The organism is Roseivirga seohaensis, from assembly GCF_001592945.1.
GTDB classification, from domain to species: Bacteria; Bacteroidota; Bacteroidia; order Cytophagales; family Cyclobacteriaceae; genus Roseivirga; species Roseivirga seohaensis.
Genome location: NZ_LRPB01000002.1, coordinates 175,888 through 193,308, shown reverse-complemented (window position 1 = coordinate 193,308; position 17,421 = coordinate 175,888). Strand labels below are relative to the sequence as shown.

Sequence of the window (17,421 nt, the reverse complement as noted above, 5' to 3'; positions counted from 1 at the left end):
AGATGTGTATAAGAGACAGGTATAAATTGGGCTTCTTCTTTTTTAATACTACCAAAGTATCATTCATACCCAATTCAACCTTGAATTATCCCCTACATTTCACCACCTTTGCGCTTCAAAAAATCACAAACTATGACTTCAGATCAGCTGAAAGATTTAAAAGCCAGAGTAGCGGCTTTGAGGGGGTATCTTTGACTACGATGTCAAGAAACGTGAAGTAGAAGAAGAAGAACTGGTTACAGCCCAACCAGAGTTTTGGAACGATCCAAAAGAAGCCGAAAAAGTATTAAAACAAATACGTTTAAAGAAAGTATGGACCACCAGCTTTGAAAACGTTTTAACTGCCTTAGAAGACGTTGACACCCTAAACGAGTTTCTCGAAATGGGCGAAGTGTCGGAAGAAGAGGTAGAAAAAGAATACCGAAAGGCCTTGGAAATTCTCGAAGAAATTGAATTCAAAAAGATGCTCAGTGGTGAAGAAGACCAACTGAGTGCCATGATTGAAATCAACCCAGGCGCAGGCGGAACTGAAAGTAACGACTGGGCCGAAATATTGATGCGTATGTACATCATGTGGGGCGAAAGCAAGGGCTATAAGGTTAAACAAATTCATTATCAACCAGGTGATGTAGCAGGCTGTAAATCCTGTACGCTTGAATTCGAAGGCGAATTTGCTTTTGGGCTATTGAAGGCCGAATCAGGAGTGCATCGATTGGTTCGTATTTCTCCTTTCGATTCTGGCGGAAGAAGACATACCTCATTTGCCTCTGTATTTGCCTACCCAGTAGTTGATGACACCATTGAAATTGAAATTAACCCTGCTGATATCAGTTGGGATACTTTCCGATCGGGAGGAGCTGGTGGACAGAATGTAAACAAAGTAGAAACTGGGGTACGTCTAAAACACGCTCCTACGGGTATTACAATTGAAAATACAGAAGGTAGATCGCAGCTGGGCAATAAGGAAAAAGCGCTTTCAATGCTTAAATCGAGGCTCTATCAAATTGAAATGGACAAGCGAAACGCTGCACGAGACAAAGTGGAAGGCGAAAAAATGAGAGTTGATTTTGGTTCTCAAATTAGAAACTATGTACTACATCCTTATAAACTAATCAAAGATGCCCGAACTGGTTTTGAACGCACCGATGTACAAAACGTGTTAGATGGAGATTTAGACGATTACATAAAGGCTTATTTAATGCAGCAATAAATCAAATGGAGTCTCGGCTCCATTTTTTATTTACAACTATGCTCAAAAGAAAGACAGGAACGCCCAGTATTTACACCTTACAGTTTTTTTTACTTTGCCTAAGTTCCTTTCTGTTCTTCGGTAGCTTTAATATGATCGTACCCGATTTGTATGATTACATCACTTCATTGGGTGGGGGCGAATACAAGGGCTTAATCATTTCTCTGTTTACCGTAACGGCAGGGCTTTCAAGGCCCTTTAGCGGTAGATTATCTGATACGATTGGCAGAATACCAGTAATGATTTTTGGAGCTGGCGTATGTTTCGTAATGGGCTTTCTTTATCCAATAGTTAGCACGGTATGGGCGCTTTTACTCCTCAGGTTTTTGCATGGCTTTTCCACGGGCTTTAAACCAACAGGCACCTCAGCTTATATTGCCGATATTGTACCTTCCACCAGAAGAGGTGAAGCCATGGGGTACTCTGGCTTTTTCGGGAGCTTAGGTATGGCAGCAGGCCCATCCATTGGTCCGAAGATTACAGCCGCCTATGGTTTGGATATGACATTCTATACCTCTTCTGTGGCTGCAATATTATCAGTAATTATACTAGCTGGCATGAAAGAAACCTTGCAAGAAAAGGTGAAATTCCACCCAAGGTTACTCAAAATCAAATGGAATGAGGTTATTGAACCAAGAGTCTTCAACCCCTCCCTCCTATTTTTACTCACTGCATTTTCATTTGGAGCAGTACTTACTTTAGTGCCAGACCTTACCATACAACTAGGTTATGATCAAGGTGAAAAAGGAATTTTCTTTACCGTGTTCGTGATTTCATCATTAGCCATTCGACTTTTGGCAGGAAAAGCTTCAGATAAATATGGAAGGATAATCGTTTTGAAAATTGCGGCATTGGCGATAGTCGTTTCTGATGTTCTTATCGCCTATACGCACACTCAAACCATGCTAATGGTTAGCGCAGTAATGTTTGGAGTTGCAGTAGGAATGAATACCCCAACCATTTATGCATGGACGATTGACTTGAGTTTAGACCACTTGCGTGGCAAAGGCTTGGCCACTATGTACATTGCACTAGAAATTGGTATTGGTTCAGGAGCGCTCATTGCTGGATGGATTTACGCAAACCACATTGAAAACCTTCGCGAAGCCTTTTTGCTTTGTGCTGCGCTTTCCTTTATCGGTTTCTTATTTCTAACTTTTGGTTTAAATTGGTCGAAGCGGTTTGTGAAGAGTACGGTTTAATAGAATCGAACCCTCCTTACCCAGTCATACTGAACTTGTTTCGGTATCCCATCATTTAGAGAGCGGTAATTAATATATTTAACGACAACCCCAAATAACCTATAACCATTTAATATACAGAACTTTTGGAGGGTTATTCCTAGATTTAAAAATCATGAAAACACCAAAGACACTGCTTCCCTTTTTTGCATTTTCCTTTCTTCACCTGCTGGCCAAGCTTATGGATTTTCCTACCATGGCCGATTTCACCAAACCACTTTTAATGGTAGGCTTGATGATTTATTTCAATAATGAAGTGCCGAAAACGGTACTGAGCAAATTTGTGAATGCGGCTCTTTTTCTTTCTCTATTAGGTGATGTTTTCTTGATTTTTTCGAAAGCTCAGCCCATCTTCTTTCTGCTGGGTTTGGCTTCATTTTTACTAGCACACCTCATTTACATTTTTCTAAACCTCAATTTGGTAGATACGGAAGACCGAAAACTAAAATTCAGGTGGCATGATTTACTCTTTGGTTTTTACGGCCTCGTTATATTTCAGCAAATCAAACCAGGATTGGGAGATATGATGATTCCAGCGCTGCTCTACACCATCGTGATTTGTATTATGGGCATTACCGCCAGCAAGCGCTGGGGCAAAACAGACAAAGCCAGTTTTTGGTGGATTATGATTGGCGCCTTTCTTTTCATTATCAGCGATAGTATTTTGGCCATTAACCAATTTGGAACCCCTTTTCCGCAAGCGGGTTTCTTGATTATGCTTACTTACATTATAGCCCAATTTATGATAGTTAGGGGGATTGTAGAGTTTATTAAAGGTCTTAAAGCAAGTGAATAAAAGACGACACAGGCATTAATCTATTTGCCTTCCGTCCCAAAAGAAAGCGCCTTCCTTTTCGCCAAAACCTTAAAGCGGATAAAGAGGGTGATGGCTGCTATGCTTAAGCCGGTTAGCAGGCCATACCAAACGCCTTCGGGGCCAAAGCCTAACGTGAAACCAAACAAATAACTAACCGGAATACCGAGTACCCAATAGGCCACAAAAGTGATTACAGTAGGCACTCGAACATCAGACATCCCTCTAAGCGAGCCTAGCCCCACCACTTGCACGCCATCTGACAACTGGAAAAAACCTGCCACAATAATCAATGAGCCTGCTATTCTTATTACTTCGGGGTCATCGATATAGAGTGTAGGGAAGAAATTATGGAATACAATGTAGACTACAGAACAACAGGCCATAAAAATAAGAGCCATCATAAAACTGGTATTACCAGCGCGATTTAAATTGAACGCATCTCTTCTCCCCACCTGATTACCAATACGCACGGTAGAAGCTGCTGCAATACCTGTGGCCATCATATAACTGAGTGAAACCAAGCTCAAAGCAATTTGGTGTGCTGCCAAAGGAACTACCCCAAGCCTTCCCATCAACAACGCTGCTCCTGCAAAAGCACTTACCTCGAATACAAACTGGGTTCCGCTTGGCACTCCAATTTTGAGCATGGGTTTAAAGTAGGCTGCGGTAATATTGAAAATTTTGAAAGCAGCGCTGTAATACTGTGTTCTTTTACTCCTTCCTACATACAGCATCATACCTATGGCCATAAATACCCTAGAAATTAATGTTCCCCAACCCGCTCCAATTAGGCCCAATTCAGGAAAACCGAACTTTCCATAAATTAGAATGTAATTGAATAACACATTGATCAGGTTAGCACTAATGGTAATAAACATGGTCGGTTTGGTGATAGAAAGCCCCTCGGCAAATTGTCGGAAATTCTGAAAAAGCATCATCGGAATCATCGAAAAGAGGATGACATAGAAGTATGGTTTCCCCAACCTGATTACTTCATCGGGTTGAGAAAAACTTCCAAAACCAAAAGACAAGAGGTAGCCTAATAAGACCAATACTAAACTGGTGCCCAAACACAAAACAATCCCATGGCGGAGCAGTCGGGTGATTTTATTGCGGTCGCCCTCACCATCGGCCTGAGCGACTAATGGAGTGATGCCATACGACATGCCAATGCCGAACATCAGAAATACCATAAGCACATTATTGGCAAAAGAAGATGCTGCCAATGCTTCTGGCCCAATTTGGCCTACCATGATGCTATCCACTATACCCACGGTAACATGACCTACTTGGCTCAACATTACAGGATAGGCAAGGTTAATAGTTTTGCTGAAATGTTGTTTGTACGATAGTTTCTCCAACATCAGATTCCTTTTATTCTAGCAAACCTCATGATTGCCGCTACGCTTAAACTATCGGTAATGCGGCCATCGAGTACCATTTCCAAAACTTCGGTAAAGGGTAATTTCTTGATTGAAATGTCTTCGGTATCGTCAAAGTTGGCTTCACCCTCGGTAAGGCCAGTTGCTAAATAGGCGAACCCCACTTCGTCTGTAACAGAGTTGGAGGTATGAATTTTACACAGAAACTCAAGTTCGTTACAGTCTAACCCTGTTTCTTCTTTTAACTCACGCTTCGCTCCTATTTCTAAAGTTTCGTTTTCAGGTACTGCACCCATAGGAATTTCCCAACTGTATTCATTCAAAGTATATCTATATTGCCCAACGAGCCAAGTATTCATTTCTTCATCAATGGGAAGAATACCTACCGCTCGGCCTTTGAAAGACACCTTCCCATAAATCCCTTTTCCGCCCGAAGGATTGATCACATTAAACTCATCGACTCTAATCCATGGGTTCTCGTAAATCAGTTTTCCATCTAAAGTCTTCCAAGGGTTTTTATGCGATTCCATGCCGCAAAATTAGACATATGTTTCAGCATCCAAATCAAAGTTTTAAGTTTGGGCATGTTATTATCAAATTTTGGTTCTGGAAAGATTGAAGCGGGTTGTGATGAAGCTGGCCGTGGCCCTCTTGCGGGTCCAGTAGTGGCCTCGGCCGTTATTCTACCAGCGGATTACGAGAATAAGCTGCTCAATGATTCTAAACAACTGAAAAGGGCACACAGAGAGCAGCTTGAAATTGAAATCAAAACCGAAGCCTTGGCTTGGGCGGTTTGCGAAGTAAGTCCAGAGGAAATTGATGAAGTCAATATTTTGAACGCCTCATTTTTAGCCATGCACCGCGCTATTGATCAATTGCAAATCAAGCCCGAACTATTACTTATTGACGGGAACCGCTTTAAGGTCTATCAGAGTATTCCGCATGAGTGTATTATAAAGGGCGATGGAAAGTATTTATCCATTGCTGCGGCTTCCATTTTAGCCAAAGTAGAAAGAGACAGAATTATGAGTGAGGCGGCATTGAAATTCCCCGGGTATGGCTGGGAAAGTAATGCCGGCTACCCTACTAAAAAGCACCGTCAAGCTATTCGAGATTTAGGTGTTACTCCTTTGCATAGAAAATCTTTTAGGTTATTGCCTGAGCAGATGGAGTTGTTTTGATAAACTTTTGGAGGGTTTGAAACCCTCCAAAAGGTAGTGCTAAATTCAAAGTTAAGTCATGCTGTAAGCATCATTTTCAGTAACAAAAAAACAGGTTACAATAAACAGGCAAACTAAAATACTGAAAAAGATCCCTACGGGATGACTTTGTAGCAGGCTTTACCAACTCAACTCATTCACTCGCACAAACTCCAAAGTTAAGTCATGCTGTAAGCATCTTTTTCAGTTGCAAAAGGAAAGCTGATATCGAGGCGTACGGTGAATGTTATGGCGAGCCCATACGATTTCAATAAACTTTTGGAGGGTTTTGAACCCTCCAAAAGGTAGTGCTAAATTCAAAGTTAAGTTAAGCTGTAAGCATCCTTTTCATTATCGGGATACAGAGCTAATGACTTGCACTACGGGAAAAAACCCTTACAGGGTGACTTAGTAGCTGGCTGACCTGCAATCAAAGTCATGAGTGCTAAATTCAAAGTTAAGTCATGCTGTAAGCATCATTTTCAGTAACACAAGAATACCACAGGTTACAATAAACAGGTAAACTAAAATGCTGAAAAAGATCCCTACGGGATGACTTAATAGCTAGCGAACATGCACTCAAAGTTTTGTGCACTAACTTCAAAACTAAGTCATGCTGTAAGCATCTTTTTCAGTTGCAAAAGGAAAGCTGATATCGAGGCGTACGGTGAATGTTATGGCGAGCCCACACGATTTCAATAAACTTTTGGAGGGTTTTGAACCCCTCCAAAAGGTGGGGTTGAGCACAAAGCTAAGTCATGCTGTAAACATCCTTTTCAGTAACACAGGAAAGTATACTAGCGACCTGAGCTGCTGAGACCTACAGGATGGCTGTTATTGACAACAATACTTATTTAAAAATCCCTTGGAGGTTTTTGAACCCTCCAAGGGTTGGTGATAGTAACAAAAAAAAGACGACCCATGGCAGCAGGTCGTCTTTTGTATTTAGGTGAAAGATTTTAATCAATCTACATTGTCGTGCAGAAATTTATTGTTGCCCATAATTTCATCATCATCGTTCAAGTTATAGCGCGACACATTGCTTTCAGATGAAGGCGGTGCATCGTTTAACCTCACTTGCCTACGCTGGTAAGCAGGAATCTCTAACTTTTCTTTGATGTCATCATTTTTAATGTGATAATTTCCAGAGCTACGCAGTTTTTCTTCTCTGAGCCTGGCTTGTTGCTGAAGTTTATTACGCTTCATTTCCAAGAAATCCTTATAACGTTGCTCTTCATGATCTAACTCAATGCGCTCATTTCGCATACGAATTTCAGGGTCATCATTGGCTTCTGGCCCAACTTCTTCGATATCATATTTCTGAGCCAACCTAGACAAGAAAGTATAACCTGAAGTGATGTTATCATCATCACTGTCATCTTTATTCTCTACCTCATCAATTTCTTGTCGAGGTTCTGGTTTTTCGAAGCCCGCACTAAATAAAGATGACTGTGTTGGCTTTTGAACAAAAGATGGTTTTTCAACATTTCGTTCAATTGGCTGATTACTCTCTAAATCAATCACCGTTTTTTTAGTAGTAGGTCTAGCTTCCACTAATGGAGTTTCGAAGCCCGTTGCTATAACGGTTACGCTAATGCTTTGTCCATGATCAACATCAATACCGTGACCAAAGATTACCTCAGCATCGTCACCTGCTTTGTCTTGGATGTACTCAGTGATTTCAGTAAGCTCATCCATTTGAAGTTCGGCTTCTTCACCAGAAATAATAGAAAGCAAGATTTTCTTAGCACCCAAAATATCTTGGCTATTCAATAATGGAGAAGAGATGGCCATTTCTGCAGCTCTTAGTGCTCTTCCTTCGCCTTCGGCAGAAGCAGAACCCATCACCGCAGCACCTGCGCCTTTCATTACGGTTTGAACGTCCATAAAATCGACATTTACATACCCCGGAACGGTAATGATTTCGGCAATTCCTTTGGCAGCCGTAGTTAAAATGTTATCAGCTTCGGCAAATGCCTTACTGATTGGTAGGTTACCGTGGATTTCTCTCAGTTTATCGTTGAGGATCACCAAAACAGTATCACAATTTTCCTTTAATGCAGCAATACCTTCATTAGCCGCATTCATTTTCTTTCTTCCTTCAAAACCAAAAGGAGCCGTAACAATACCTACGGTAAGTAGGTCCATGTCGCGTGCAATTTTGGCAATAATTGGAGCTGCACCTGTTCCGGTACCTCCACCCATTCCAGCAGTGATAAACACCATTTTGGTATCGTCACCCAGCATTTGACGGATGTCCTCTTTGCTTTCTAAAGCGGCATTTTTACCCACTTCAGGGCTGGCTCCAGCACCAAGACCTTCGGTTAGACCAATACCAATTTGCAACCTATTTGGAATAGGACTGCTTTTCAATGCTTGTGCATCGGTGTTACAAACGATAAATTCCACATCCTTAATCCCCTGATTATACATGTGGTTTACTGCGTTGCTTCCTCCGCCACCAACTCCAATCACTTTAATGATCGATTTGTGATGCTTAGGAATTTCGAACATATAAGATTCTGCCATGATTATTATGTTTAAGCCTGAAGTCTGAAGCCCGAAGACCGAAGACAAAATCAGGTATTTGTTATTTTATCTTATTTTTAAATGCTGTCATCATGTTCATCAAGTTGAATGATGCGTCATAAACAGCACTGAATTCACTTTTTGTTATGCATTCTCTTCTGTCAGCCTTGTAAAGACAAGTCACTGTTTCGGCCAAAGAACGAATGGCGTACCCCATGAACTTTCTATACTCGGGGCCTGACTGCCCGATTGAGCCTTCTGAAATATTAAGAGCAACAGAATCGGCAGCTCTAGACATTTGAGAAGATAGATTGAATTTTTCCCTATCAGGAAATTTCAGCGTCATGCTATTCACAACCTCTCCTAAATCCATTGCTTTCTGCCAGATCAATAAACTCTCAAATTTGAAACTCATACCTCAAATATTATTTCCAAACTGACTTCCAACTTCGGCCTTCCATCTTCCAACTCCTCAGTACTCTCCGCCCTTATCCTGAAAATCATCCATCAATAAACCTTTTGTTTTATCAATAAGGCCTTTGAAGAAGTCCGAGCTTTTCTTTGCGCTCTTCATAGTTTTCTTTCCAGAAGCCACTTGGTTTTGCATATAGCGGTTTTCTCTTTCATCTATGGCCCTAAAGCCCGAAAGCACTAAACCAACCGTTGTTGCATACATTGGACTCTTGATCGCTTCAATTTTACTTTTACCAAGGTGCTCGTTGGGGTAACCAATTCTGGCGTCCATGCCCGTCATGTATTCAAACAACTGTTTTACATAACCCAGTTGTGAACCACCTCCAGTAATCACGATTCCACCAGCCAACTTGCTTGCGTAACCAGAAGTAATAATTTCGGCATGTACCAACTCAATAATTTCTTCCATTCTAGCCTCAATAATATTGGCAAGGTTACGGATCGAAATTTCCTTTGGCGGTCTATTTCTTAAGCCAGGAATCGAAACGATTTCATTTGGATTGGCCTCTTCTGCAATGGCTTTTCCGAATTTTGTTTTCAACAGCTCAGCTTGGTTCTGCATTACTTTACAGCCTTCCTTAATGTCGGAGGTGATGATATTACCACCAAAAGGAATGACTGCTGTGTGTCGGATAATATTATCGTGGAAGATTGCGATGTCGGTAGTACCACCACCAATATCTACAAGGCAAACGCCAGCCTCTTTTTCTTCATCACTTAATACCGACATGCTTGATGCCAAAGGCTCTAAAATCAAATTTTCGATTTCTAAACCAGCCCTGCGCACGCATTTATTGATATTTCTGATGGCATTAGTTTGAGCAGTAATTACATGAAAATCTGCTTCAAGCTTAACGCCCGACATACCCACCGGATCTTTAATTCCTTCTTCATAATCCACAATGTAATCCTGTGGCATTACGTGAATAATTTCACAGCCTGGAGGCATTACAATTTTGTGTATATCATTCGACAAACGAGTTAAATCGCTCACCGTAATTTCGTCTTCAACTACATCGCGGGTGATGCTACCGTGGTGCACCGAACTCTTAATGTGTTGGCCTGCAATGCCCACATTTACCACATTGATTTCGATACCTGATTGCTCACTTGCTTCGGCAATTGCCTTTTCAATTGCAATAACGGTTTTGTCAATATTGGTCACTATTCCACGGATAACTCCATCAGAAACGGCTTTACCCATTCCTAGTACCTCGAGTTTTCCATACTCATTTTTCGTTCCCACAATCACACAGATTTTTGTGGTTCCAATGTCTAGTCCGACAACTATTTTATCTTCTTGCATGGCGTTGTTTGTATTTTATATTTCAGAGCTTCTGTGTTTGTAAACCTGTTACTTCTACATTCACTTTCACTTTAAATTCCTTTGTTTCGATCACTCACAAATGAGTTGATCTTTGTATTCTACATTTACTCTACTGTAGGTATTCCAACCTTTTGTTGGCATAATTTCTTTAAAGAAAATTTCCAACCTCTTGAACTTCGACTTAAAATCTTCAGCATAACCAAACTCAAGTTTCTGATCTCCTACTTGTGGAATCATCACTACTTTTCCGTTTTTGTTTACTACCAACTGAGCGATTTGCATGCTCCAAAACTTATCTTTATTGATGTATTCGATCAAATCATAAAGCTTTTGGTCATATTCATTTTCTTCAATGCTTTTTCGAGAAGTCAACTCATCCATATATTTCCCTGAAAGCACAATAACCCTTGCCGTGTATTTACTTGAAACTGGTAAAATATCACCCTCTTCTCCCAAATAAGCATGTTTTCCGTTATCCGCTATAATTCTTGCCATGGGTTTATTCTGAATGGCTTTCACCACCAAATGCCCATTTAAATCTCTAAACACTTGGGCATCTTTTACAAAACTGTGCGACTCCACCCTTTGCTCTATTTCTTTCAAACTCACCCTGCCGTAAGCATCACCTAATACAGTATCTCCTTTGTTCTCGAAAATGAGCGACATTACATCTTCCTCATCGATAAAGAAATTCTCGAAGGTATTTACGATGTCCACTTCGATGTCATCAATTCTGTAGCCCAGCTCTCTTTTGTCGATAAAACTGATCATAGATAAAAGAAGCACTGAAGCCCCTGTAATCCCTACGATCCTCCAAATTGTTTCTTTTGCTCTCATGACAATTCAGTTTTTATAGGTTCTACAAATTTATCAATGTCGCCAGCGCCAATGGTTAAAAGCACCTCTGGCTGCCAAGCTTTAATTTGCTCAAGCAATGCTTCTTTTGCGCAAACTATTTTTCTCTCTGCCGTTACTTTATCAAGCAACATTTCTGAAGTAACCCCTTCAATTGGTTGCTCTCTGGCAGGATAGATATCTAACAAAATTACCTCATCTGCTAAGCTCAAACTCTCCGAAAACTCTGAAGCGAAATCTCTTGTACGGCTGAACAAATGCGGTTGAAAAACAGCCGTAATTCTTTTGTTTGGGTAAAGCGCTCTCACCGACTTCAACAGTGATTCGATCTCGACCGGGTGATGTGCGTAATCATCAATATACACCAAGCTATCAGACTTGATAACATACTCAAAACGCCTTTTCACTCCTTTATATGTGCTTACTCCTTCGCGAATAGAGTCATCATCGGCACCAAAGTATTTGGTTACCGAAATGGCAGCCAAAGCATTTTCTACATTATGAAAACCAGGCACATTCAACCGAATACCTGTAATCGTTTTCTTGCTCGTTTTATAATCGAAAACAAAAGCGGCCTCTTCAATTCTTAGGTTTTCGGCTGTAATGTCAGCCGACTCCAAGGCATAACTAGAATGATGGATTCTATTCTCATCACCCAAGATTTGACTCCCCACTCCTTGCTTTGCGAAGAGTTTACCTTTCTTTTCAATTTTACTTACAAACAGTGCAAAAGACTCTTTCAAAGCGTCTTTATCACCGTAAATATCTAAATGATCTGCATCGATAGAGGTAACCACAGCCACATCTGGACGAAGCGTTAAGAACGAGCGATCAAACTCATCGGCCTCAATCACAGCGATAGAATTGGTTTCCTCATTCATCACCATGTTTGTACCGTAGTTGGTCGCAATTCCCCCCAAAAAACCTGTGCAATCAATGCCTGCAGTTTTCATTAAATGGACGATCATAGAACTAGTAGTGGTTTTACCATGGGTTCCGGCCACCGCCACAGAAATCATGCTTTCGGTAATTAAACCCAGTACTTGTGAACGTTTCATTATGGTGAAACCTTCTGCCTTGAGCCAAGCCCACTCTTTATGATCTTTTGGAATTGCTGGCGTGTAGATCACCAAAGCATCTTCTTTCGAGCTTTTTATTTTATCGCTAATTTGCGCAGGGTCATCTTCAAAATGAACTGCAATTCCTTCGCTTTCTAATTGATTCGTAAGCGCAGTTGGCGTTTTATCGTAACCAGACACAGCTTTACCGTTATGCTTAAACCATCTGGCCAAAGCACTCATCCCGATCCCTCCGATCCCAAGAAAATATACGTTATGTATGTCTCTCAGCTTCACGCTATCAATTTTAAAATTTCGTCAACTATTTCTTCAGCAGCATTGGGTTTGGCCAATGCCTTTATTTTTTCACTCAGCCTCTCTTGCTTTTCCTGATCGCGGATCAGCGTAATGGCTTCGTCTATTAATCTCTCTCTGGCTTCTACATCCTTCACCAAAATGGCGGCCTCATTATCTACCAAAGCTTTCGCGTTTTTGGTTTGGTGGTCTTCGGCTACGTTGGGCGAAGGCACAAAAATTGTCGGCTTGGCAGCAATGCTCAATTCAGAAACCGATAATGCACCCGCTCTGGAAATCACAACGTCTGCTGCGGCATAGGCCAAATCCATTTCCTTCAAAAACTCGAATAGAAGAATGCCTTTTGCATCTCCAGAAGCCTCAAGTTTCTGTTTCATTTCAGCATGATAAAACTTGCCACACTGCCAAATCACTTGAACACCTTCTTCCTTTAATTTCTCTAAACCCAGTACCATACTGTCGTTCAGGGTTCTGGCGCCAAGGCTTCCTCCTAAAATCATCAAAACTGGTGCATCACTCAAACCAAAATGCTTCAATGCAGCTTCTTTCTTTCCTGCTAAATCCACTATATCCTTTCTTACAGGATTTCCTGTAAAAGCGATTTTATTGGCTGGGAAGAATTGCTCCATATTAGGATACGCTACGCATATCTTTTGCACCTTCTTTGCCAATAATTTATTGGTAAGGCCTGCATATGAATTCTGCTCCTGAATCACCGCAGGAATTCCCTTTCGCGAAGCCACTCTTAATAAAGGACCGCTAGCATAACCACCAACACCTACCACTGCATGTGGCCTAAACCTTCTAATAATCCCCGCGCTTTTGCTGAGACTATTCACCAATTTTACTGGAAAAAGAAGATTGTCGAAAGTGAGTCTGCGCTGCAAACCACTGATCCATAGACCGATGATTTTATAACCCGCTTCAGGCACTTTTTGCATTTCCATTTTTCCTTCGGCACCCACAAAAAGAATTTCAGCATCATCGAAGCGCGCTTTAAAAGCATTGGCAATGGCAATGGCTGGGTATATATGCCCGCCTGTGCCGCCTCCGCTGATAATGATTCGATATGGTTGTTTCTTTTCTATGATTATTATGCTTTAGCTGTATTTCTTAAATCGCCATTGATAGGCGAAAAACTTTCTTGTTCTCCTCGGCTCACGCTCAGAATGATTCCTAAGGAAAGCCCAGTGAATAGTAGTGAGGTTCCCCCCATACTAATCAATGGTAATGTTTGACCTGTTACAGGGCCTAAACCCACCACAACGCCAATATTTACCAAGGCCTGAATTACAATGGCGAAACTGAGTCCCGCTGAAAGCAGTCCTCCAAATGCCCTGTCACTGTTGGCCATTACTCGCATTCCTCGATAGAGCAGCACTAAATAGAGGAACAAAACGAACACGCCTCCAATCATTCCATACTCTTCGATAATGATGGCATACACAAAATCTGAATAAGGATATGGAAGGAAATTTCTTTGATCGCTCTTGCCTGGGCCTTTTCCAATTACTCCACCTGTGGCAATAGCGATATAAGATTGTTGAGCCTGATAAGGCACTTCTTCTTGACTGATAAAATCAGTTACCCTACTAATTGCGGTTCCGCCACGCTGACCAAAACTCATCGCAAGAACTCCTACAAATGCTCCAACCACCACCAACATGGCCAAATATTTAGGCGGTACTCGACCTATGAATAAAAGCAACATGCAGGTAAGAAAAAGTAAAATTGCGGTCGAAATATTGGTCATTGCAATAAGGCCGCAAATTGCGCCACACCATGCTAACATTGGAATCAATGATTCTTTGATATTGGCAATATTCTGTTGCCTTTTGGCCAACATACTAGCTAAACCAGCAATCAGGGCCATTTTAGCCAAATCAGAAGGCTGAAACTGCAAACCAATAAATGGCAACTCAATCCAACGAGAAGCTTCATTTACAGTTGAGCCTGCTTGCCATGCATAGAGCAATAATGGCACAGAAACGAAAAGTGCGTATCGTGTAATTTTAGAATAATAGCGGTAGTCGATTTTATGTGCCACCCACATTACCACCATGGCCAAACCTACCATAATGGTATGACGAATAAGGTAATACTCGGTATTTCCCCCCATTTGTTTGTAAGCCAAGGAGCCCGTTGCACTATAAACCACCAAAATACTAATGAGAGAAAGGCATAGCACCACCACCCAAATGACGGGATCGCCCTGAAGGTGTTTATCGGTCCATGTTTTCAATTTTACTAACATCGTATTTTTTATATTCTATTTTAAATGGCTAAAACTGCTGTTCTAAACTGATCTCCGCGATCTTCATAGTTCTTGAACAAATCGAAGCTTGCACAAGCCGGAGATAACAACACCGTATCGCCCGGTTCAGCTAATTCCTTGGCCATTCTAATTGCTTTAATCAAATCGTCCGTTGCCTGAATGCTGGGCACTATGTTTTCGAAAGCCGTAAAGAGTTTCGAATTATCTTTTCCCAAACAGATCAAGCTTTTTACTTTATTCTGTACCAACGCCTGAATTAGGCTGTAATCATTTCCTTTATCTACCCCACCTGCAATCCAAACAATAGGTGCATCAACCGCATCCAAAGCATAGTAGACAGAATCCACATTAGTTGCTTTTGAATCATTGATATATTTCGCTCCATTGATTTCCCTTACTGGCTCCAATCGGTGCGGTGCATTTTTAAAGTTTTTAAAACCACGAATAATGGCTTCATCACTTACCCCCGCCAAACTTGCGGCATAGCCAGCAGCTTTGGCATTGAGCATATTATGTTGCCCCTTTATTGAGATATCTGCTCTGGGGGCAGATACCTCAACGTTTAAAGGGGTAAAAAACAACCTATCATTGTTTATCTCGGAAGCGTCTCCTCCAAGCGAATAAGGATGAACTTTCAGGCCGCGAGCGGCTTTAGAAATGTTCTTCCCAATTTGGTGGTCATCGTTCCAATAAACGGCATGACCTCCCAGGTGTACAAGGTGAAATATGCGCATCTTCGATGCGATATATTTTTCGAAGTCGTAATCATATCTATCCAAATGATCTGGAGTGATATTCAATACTACTGCAATGTTTAATTTCAATTCGTAACAGTCGTCCAACTGAAAACTGCTCAATTCTAGCACGTACCAATCGTGTTGATCTTCGATCACCTGACGTGCTAAACTTTTTCCTACATTTCCGCCAAGACCTACGTTAAACCCTCCTTCTTTCAAGAGATGATAAGTCAAAAGCGTGGTAGTAGTTTTACCGTTTGTTCCTGTAATACCAATCAACTTTGCGGCCGTATGCCGAGCTGCAAACTCGATTTCGCCAATGATTAAATTTCCTTTGGCTCTGAGTTTTTTGATCAAAGGAGCTGATTCTGGGATTCCAGGACTCTTAATTACCAAGTCACTTTCTAAAATTCGATCTTCTGAATGTTTTCCGCTTTCAAACTCAATATCATTGGCCTCTAACTCCTGAACATACTGTTCTTTGATCTGCCCCATATCAGACACGAACACGTCATAGCCTTTTGCTTTCCCAAGCAATGCCGCTCCTGTTCCGCTTTCGCCTGCGCCTAGTATGGTTAGTTTTCTTTTCAAGATTCGTTATCAGTTATCGCTGAGTTTTTTTCAGAGAATTGAGTTCCCTGACTCCCAGTTTTTTAATTCTTTTCCCCGTTTTCTTCCCGATACTTCGGGACCGTTTTCCTGTTTTCTGATCAACTTTTTTACCTCAGTTTAAGCGTTGCCAATGTTATAATTGCCAACAGAATTCCCACAATCCAGAACCTTGTAACAATCTTGGCTTCTGGAATTTCCATTTTTTGATAGTGGTGATGTAAAGGCGACATCCTAAAGATTCTCCTTCCCTCACCATATTTCTTTTTTGTGTATTTGAAATAACTCACCTGAATAATTACAGAGAGATTTTCGATCACAAAGATTCCGCACAATACTGGAATCAAAAGTTCTTTTCGGAGGACCAAAGCCAGCACAGCGATGATTCCACCCAATGACAGACTACCTGTATCGCCCATAAAAACTTGGGCCGGATAAGAGTTGTACCATAAAAAGCCAACACAAGCCCCCACAAAGGCAGTACAGAAAATTACGAGCTCTCCAGAATTTGGAATGAACATCACGTTTAGATAATCAGAGAAAATAGCGTTACCCGATATGTAGGCGAAAATTGCCAGCGTAAGGCCTATAATGGCCGATGTGCCCGCAGCCAATCCGTCAATTCCATCCGTAATATTGGCTCCGTTAGAAATGGCTGTAACAAAGAAAATCACCACCAAAATGTAAATGGCCGCAGTAATCCACTTGTTATCCGTTGGGTTGAAAGCATCGTAATCCAACTCATTATTCTTCACAAAAGGAATTGTGGTTGTAGTAGATTTGCTATCAACATAATTTGGCGCTTCTGTTACTGAAATAGTTTGCTCTTGTGGACCAGGGTTGAATTCCCTTACCACTACATCATCGTTAAAGTAAAGTACAGCTCCTACCAAGAGGCCAATGCCTACCTGACCTACCACTTTAAATTTACCGGCAAGCCCCTCTTTGTTCTTCTTAAAAACCTTGATGTAATCATCCAAAAAGCCAATGGCTCCTAAACCCAAAGTGGTGATAAGTAGAAGGATAACGTAAATATTTTCAAGCTTCGCGAAGAGCAAAGTTGGAATTACAATGGCAGCTATAATGATAAGTCCACCCATAGTTGGTGTACCTTTTTTGGCCATTTGGCCTTCTAAACCTAAATCTCTAATGCTCTCGCCTACTTGTTTGTTTCGAAGCATGTTGATCAGCTTCTCACCGAAAGTAATGGTGATTAACAAAGATAAAAGCACAGCCATACCCGCACGGAAAGAGATGTACTGAAACACTCCCGCGCCAACCAAATCAAATTCTCTATCTAAATAATTGAATAGGTAGTATAGCATTCTATTAGATTTTAGATTTTAGACGCTAG

Annotated in this window: 15 protein-coding genes; 4 read left to right on the top strand and 11 right to left on the bottom strand. The window is 41.2% G+C overall.

Annotated features, from left to right (window positions below; translation table 11 throughout):
* Window positions 1–132: 132 nt before the first annotated feature.
* From prfB to AWW67_RS01830, 3 genes are all read left to right on the top strand, one after another.
* Window positions 133–1,210, top strand: a protein-coding gene (gene prfB / locus AWW67_RS01840) for a peptide chain release factor 2 (protein ID WP_141655355.1) whose coding sequence is annotated in 2 segments (ribosomal slippage) — window positions 133–192 and window positions 194–1,210 — 1,077 coding nt in all. Because the reading frame shifts where the segments join, the coding sequence is not laid out codon by codon here.
* 38 nt (window positions 1,211–1,248) lie between these two features.
* A complete protein-coding gene (locus tag AWW67_RS01835; RefSeq protein WP_062299824.1) occupies window positions 1,249–2,451 on the top strand; it encodes an MFS transporter in 1,203 nt (400 codons plus the stop codon).
* 154 nt (window positions 2,452–2,605) lie between these two features.
* Window positions 2,606–3,286, top strand: coding sequence for a lysoplasmalogenase (locus AWW67_RS01830; protein ID WP_062299822.1), 681 nt, complete (start codon window positions 2,606–2,608; stop codon window positions 3,284–3,286).
* A gap of 20 nt (window positions 3,287–3,306) precedes the next feature.
* Here the strand turns inward: AWW67_RS01830 and AWW67_RS01825 are convergent, their stop codons facing one another.
* On the bottom strand, window positions 3,307–4,671 hold the full coding sequence (locus AWW67_RS01825) for an MATE family efflux transporter (RefSeq protein WP_062299821.1): 1,365 nt from the start codon (window positions 4,669–4,671) through the stop codon (window positions 3,307–3,309).
* Window positions 4,671–5,219 carry an NUDIX domain-containing protein gene (locus tag AWW67_RS01820; RefSeq protein WP_062299819.1) on the bottom strand — a complete coding sequence of 183 codons (549 nt, stop codon included), beginning with the start codon at window positions 5,217–5,219 and terminating at the stop codon, window positions 4,671–4,673. The genes AWW67_RS01825 and AWW67_RS01820 overlap by 1 nt, the downstream gene beginning before the upstream one ends.
* 54 nt (window positions 5,220–5,273) lie before the next feature.
* On the opposite strand from AWW67_RS01820, the gene rnhB reads away from it, so the two are divergent.
* Window positions 5,274–5,870 (top strand): ribonuclease HII, encoded by a 597-nt coding sequence (rnhB, locus tag AWW67_RS01815; protein WP_062299818.1) that lies wholly within the window; start codon window positions 5,274–5,276, stop codon window positions 5,868–5,870.
* Between the two features lie 981 nt (window positions 5,871–6,851).
* On the opposite strand, the gene ftsZ is transcribed toward rnhB, so the two are convergent.
* The 9 genes from ftsZ to mraY all read right to left on the bottom strand — a co-directional run bounded on the left by ftsZ (window position 6,852) and on the right by mraY (window position 17,392).
* A complete protein-coding gene (ftsZ, locus tag AWW67_RS01810; RefSeq protein ID WP_053224886.1) occupies window positions 6,852–8,417 on the bottom strand; it encodes a cell division protein FtsZ in 1,566 nt (521 codons plus the stop codon).
* 61 nt (window positions 8,418–8,478) lie between these two features.
* Complete coding sequence (locus AWW67_RS01805) at window positions 8,479–8,832, bottom strand: four helix bundle protein (RefSeq protein WP_062299816.1); 354 nt, start codon at window positions 8,830–8,832, stop codon at window positions 8,479–8,481.
* 57 nt (window positions 8,833–8,889) lie between these two features.
* Window positions 8,890–10,197: a cell division protein FtsA gene (ftsA, locus tag AWW67_RS01800; RefSeq protein ID WP_053224888.1), complete on the bottom strand. Its 1,308-nt coding sequence runs from the start codon at window positions 10,195–10,197 to the stop codon at window positions 8,890–8,892.
* Between the two features lie 90 nt (window positions 10,198–10,287).
* Window positions 10,288–11,055 carry a cell division protein FtsQ/DivIB gene (locus AWW67_RS01795; RefSeq protein WP_062299815.1) on the bottom strand — a complete coding sequence of 256 codons (768 nt, stop codon included), beginning with the start codon at window positions 11,053–11,055 and terminating at the stop codon, window positions 10,288–10,290.
* Window positions 11,052–12,428, bottom strand: coding sequence for a UDP-N-acetylmuramate--L-alanine ligase (murC, locus tag AWW67_RS01790; protein WP_082793954.1), 1,377 nt, complete (start codon window positions 12,426–12,428; stop codon window positions 11,052–11,054). Before murC ends, AWW67_RS01795 begins: the two co-directional genes overlap by 4 nt.
* On the bottom strand, window positions 12,425–13,537 hold the full coding sequence (gene murG, locus AWW67_RS01785; protein WP_082793953.1) for an undecaprenyldiphospho-muramoylpentapeptide beta-N-acetylglucosaminyltransferase: 1,113 nt from the start codon (window positions 13,535–13,537) through the stop codon (window positions 12,425–12,427). Before murG ends, murC begins: the two co-directional genes overlap by 4 nt.
* A 2-nt stretch (window positions 13,538–13,539) precedes the next feature.
* A complete protein-coding gene (locus tag AWW67_RS01780; protein ID WP_053224892.1) occupies window positions 13,540–14,700 on the bottom strand; it encodes an FtsW/RodA/SpoVE family cell cycle protein in 1,161 nt (386 codons plus the stop codon).
* 20 nt (window positions 14,701–14,720) lie between these two features.
* Window positions 14,721–16,049, bottom strand: coding sequence for a UDP-N-acetylmuramoyl-L-alanine--D-glutamate ligase (gene murD, locus AWW67_RS01775; RefSeq protein ID WP_311316216.1), 1,329 nt, complete (start codon window positions 16,047–16,049; stop codon window positions 14,721–14,723).
* A gap of 128 nt (window positions 16,050–16,177) precedes the next feature.
* A complete protein-coding gene (mraY, locus tag AWW67_RS01770) occupies window positions 16,178–17,392 on the bottom strand; it encodes a phospho-N-acetylmuramoyl-pentapeptide-transferase (protein ID WP_053224894.1) in 1,215 nt (404 codons plus the stop codon).
* Window positions 17,393–17,421: the final 29 nt, after the last annotated feature.